Consider the following 3,820-nt stretch of genomic DNA (forward strand, 5'->3'; position numbering starts at 1 on the left):
GTCGCCGCGCTCTGCGGCGCCGGCGCGGCGCCGAGCGCGTCGCGCAAGGTGCGCCCGGCATCGTCGAGCACGGACTGGTTCAGCGCGAGGCCGTGGCGCGCGAATACCGGCGCAATTTCGGCGCGCCGCGCGCGCAGGTCGGCGCGCGTCGCCCGGTAGGCGTGCTCGGCGACTTGCAGCCGGTTGTCGTAGCTGAAGACGTTGGTGAAGAACATCTGCACGTCGTCCGGATTCGGCTCGAACAGCACGACGTCGGCGTTCTCGTAGTGGCGCCGGTATTTGGACAGGCTGGCCTGCATGCGCGACTGCAGCAGGGTGCGGAAGGTCTGCGACAGCACGGCCGGCAGGCCGAGCTCGATCAGGCTGCCGATGCGGCCGCCGGCCGCGTCGGCGCGGTTCGCGTCGAACGGCACGAGCGGATTGATGCCGATGACGAGGTCGGCGCCTTCGTCGAGCGCGACCGAGGCGTGCAGGGTGCGCTGTAGCGCGCCGTCGACGTAGAACGCATCGCCGATGCGCACGGGCGGATACAGGCCGGGCAGGGCGGAGCTCGCCTGGATCGCGCGCGAGATCGGCACGTCGTCGAAGCCCGGCGCGCCGAAACGCACGATGCGGCCGCTGTCGAGCTCCACGGCGATCACGTAGAGCTTGCTGGCGAGAGTGCGGAAATCGTTGCTGCGGCCGTTGCGCGTGAAGATGCCGCGCAGGAACAGCTCGATCGCCTCGTTGTCGAACACGCCGGTCGGCAGCAGCCGGCCCAGGCGCATGAGATTGTCGGTGACGCTCTGCTGCAGCGGATGGCGCGCGAGGTCGGCGAGCCAGTCGAGCATGACGCCGGGCGCGCGCCAGGCGCGGCGCAGGTACTCGAACACGGCCGGCTGCACGAACACGTCGGGGCGGAAGCGCGCTTCCTGCGATTCGTTGGTCAGGAAGATCCGGCACATCTCGGCCGGGCTCAGCCGGTTGGCCAGGCCCGCGACGACGAACGCGCCCGAGCTCACGCCGACGTAGACGTCGAGGTCGTTCGGCGCCAGGCCCTGCGTGGCTTCCTCGATCGCGCGCAGTGCGCCGAGCTCGTACATGCCGCCGAGCGGACCGCCGCCGGCGACGGCCAGTCCTATGCGGGGATTGCGGCGCGGCTTGGGCGGCCGGCCGGCGGCCTGGATGACGAGCATGGTGTTCCGGAATGGCGGGGATCGGCCGGATTGTAGTCACGCGCCGCCGGTCGCGGGGCTGGCCGTTGGTCGTAGGCGGCGGTGCTCAGGCCGTGCCGAAGTGCTGCACGAGACGCTTCTCGATTTCCTTCTCGACCGCGGGCTTGAGCATGGACAGCAGGAAGCCGAGTTCGGCGGTGACGTGCACCTGGTCTTTCTCCAGCGCGATCTTGCCATTCACGCCCGAGCGCTCGAAATGCAGGGTGTTGCCTTTCCAGCCCCAGGTCAGGTCGAATTTCTTCGCGATTTCCTCGGCCACCTCGGTCACGGCGACCTTGGCTTCTTTTACGGGTTTCGCGTGCTTGTGGCGTATATCGATCGACGGCATTGCTGGGTTCCGCAGTTGGTGTTGGCAGGCTTGTGGCCCGGGAGCTTTGCACTATGATGCCCGAGACCGCGCAGTCGGCGTGACGCAGTGCCGCATGCGATCAGGTTGGCGCCCGGGGAGCGTCTTTCAAGCGGGCCGCCTCGCCGGCGGCGAAACGGACATGGGGTGGGGCACGTGCATCTGAGAGCGCTGCTGTGGGCAGCTGTCGCGCTGGCGCCCTGCGCCGCGTGGTCCGCGACGATCGAAGGGCAGATCACGCTGATGCTCGACGGCAAGGCGCTGCGTCCCGAAGAGGCCGCCGAGGCCGTGGTGTATTTCCGGCCCGCCGCGCCGGCCGCGGTCGCACCGGCCGGGCAGCCGCTGGAGATGGTCACGCAGCGCAAGCAGTTCTCGCCGCGGATACTGCCGATCACGGTCGGCAGCGAGGTGCGCTTCCCGAACCAGGACCCGATCCTGCACAACGCGTTCTCGACCTCGAAAGACAATGGCTTCGACATCGGTCTGTACGGCCAGGGCGAAGGCAAGGCGCAGCGGTTCGATCATGCGGGCTACGTGCGGGTCTATTGCAACGTGCATCACTCGATGGTCGGCCACATCCTCGTGCTCGACACGCCGTACTTCGTGCGCCCCGACGCGCAGGGCCGCTTCAAGCTCAAGGATCTGCCGGCCGGCACCGGCGACCTCGTGGTCTGGCTGGACCGCGCCACGCCGTGGCATCAGTCCCTCGTCGCGGGCAAGACCGACCCGCTCGCGGTCACGCTCGAGCTCGCGCAGAAGAAGATCCCGCCGCACATGAACAAATTCGGCAAACCCTACGGCAGGAGCAGCGATGGCGGCTACTGAGGCTCCGCGGCGCCAGGCCGGATTCGCGCTGCCGCTCGCAATCCGTTTCTTTCTCGCCACGGCGCTGCTGATCCTGCTCGCCGTCAGCGCGGCAATCGTCGTGACCTACGTGCAGGGCAAGCGCATCGCCGACCGCGCGATCGGCAAGACCCTGACCACGAGCGAGGCCGCCCAGCGCGAGTTCGAGCAGCACCGTCTCGAACAGCTGGAGCTGAGCTTGCGCCTGGTCGCCTCCGACGCGAGCTTCGTCAAATACATCGCCGACGCGAACAGCGCGAGCAACCTGCCGGGCCTCGGCGGCGACGCGGCGCCCGACACCATGTCCATGCGCGACCTGCTCGGCGACCGGCAGAAGGACATCGGCTTCAGCCTCGGCATACTGCTCGACGGCAAGGGCGAGGTGCTTGCGCGCACCGACCAGACCGAAGCCTTCACCGAATCCCTGGCCGGCGATCCGCTCGTCGCGCCGGCGCTGGCCGAGGCGCGGCCGCTCAGCGGCTACTGGCGCCTGGCCAACAAGCTGTACCAGGCGGCCATCGTGCCGCTGGCCCAGGACCAGAACGTGGTCGGCTACCTGCTGCTCGCCCAGGCGGTCGACGACGCGCTCGCGCGCAAGGTCGCGCAGGTCAGCGGCGCGGAAATCGCGTTCTGGATGCCGGTCGCCGGCAAGCCTGCGCTCGTCGCGAGCTCGCTCGAGGCGCCGCAGGCCGGCCAGCTGCGCGAAGCGCTGGTCGCGGGCGGCAGCCTGCCGGCACCGACGGCCGCGACCGGCGGCCATCATCTGGATCTCGGCGGCCAGGACTGGGTCGCGCGGCTCGCGCCGACGGCCGCGGCCGATGCGGCCGACCTCGGCCAGGTCATGGTGCTGGCGTCCTCCGAGCAGGTCGTCGCGAGCTATCGTGCGATCCTCAACAGCGTGCTGCTCGGCGGTCTGATCACCCTGCTGCTCGCGCTGCCGCTGTCGTACCTGATCTCCAAGGGCATCCTGCGGCCGGTCTCGGCCATGGCCAGCGCGGCCGAGCAGGCCGCGGCCGGCAATTTCCGGACACGCCTGGGCACGCAGGGCAGCGACGAGCTCGCGCGGCTGTCGCGCGCGTTCGATTCGCTGCTGTCGGACCTGCGCGAGAAGAGCGACATGGAAGGCTATGTCGGCAATCTCGCGCGCTTCCTGCCCGAGCCGGGCCAGGAGGGCTCGGGTCTGGCCGTGCACACCCAGCCGCTGCCGGCAGCCACGCCGCCGCGGCGCGAGGACGCGGTGCTGCTCGGTCTCGAATACCGCCAGCTGCTGACCCTGCCGGCGCAGACCGCGCCCGAACAGGTCGTCGACGGCAGCAGCGCGATCGATGCGCGCCTGGGCGCCGCCGCGACGGCGGCCGGCGCGCTGTGCCTGCGCGGGCCCGGCGCGCGCTGGACGCTTGCGTTCAGCGGGCCGCAG

Annotated in this window: 4 protein-coding genes; 2 read left to right on the top strand and 2 right to left on the bottom strand. The window is 70.1% G+C overall.

Annotated elements, in window-relative coordinates; all coding sequences use genetic code 11:
• Both NON22_RS21500 and NON22_RS21505 read right to left on the bottom strand, forming a co-directional pair.
• Positions 1–1,175, bottom strand: a 1,175-nt coding sequence (locus NON22_RS21500) for a patatin-like phospholipase family protein (protein ID WP_257389043.1), incomplete at its 3' end; no start/stop codon positions are given.
• 85 nt (positions 1,176–1,260) lie between these two features.
• Positions 1,261–1,542 (bottom strand): polyhydroxyalkanoic acid system family protein, encoded by a 282-nt coding sequence (locus NON22_RS21505; RefSeq protein WP_257389044.1) that lies wholly within the window; start codon positions 1,540–1,542, stop codon positions 1,261–1,263.
• Positions 1,543–1,716: 174 nt separating this feature from the next.
• Between NON22_RS21505 and NON22_RS21510 the strand changes: the two genes are divergently transcribed.
• Together NON22_RS21510 and NON22_RS21515 are read left to right on the top strand one after the other, a co-directional pair.
• The gene (locus NON22_RS21510; RefSeq protein ID WP_257389046.1) at positions 1,717–2,385 is read left to right on the top strand and encodes a cupredoxin domain-containing protein; all 669 of its coding nucleotides are present in this window, start codon (positions 1,717–1,719) and stop codon (positions 2,383–2,385) included.
• Positions 2,372–3,820, top strand: a 1,449-nt coding sequence (locus tag NON22_RS21515; protein WP_257389047.1) for a HAMP domain-containing protein, incomplete at its 3' end; no start/stop codon positions are given. The genes NON22_RS21510 and NON22_RS21515, both read left to right, overlap by 14 nt.

It is taken from the genome of Tahibacter caeni, assembly GCF_024609805.1.
In the GTDB taxonomy this organism is placed as follows: domain Bacteria; phylum Pseudomonadota; class Gammaproteobacteria; order Xanthomonadales; family Rhodanobacteraceae; genus Tahibacter; species Tahibacter caeni.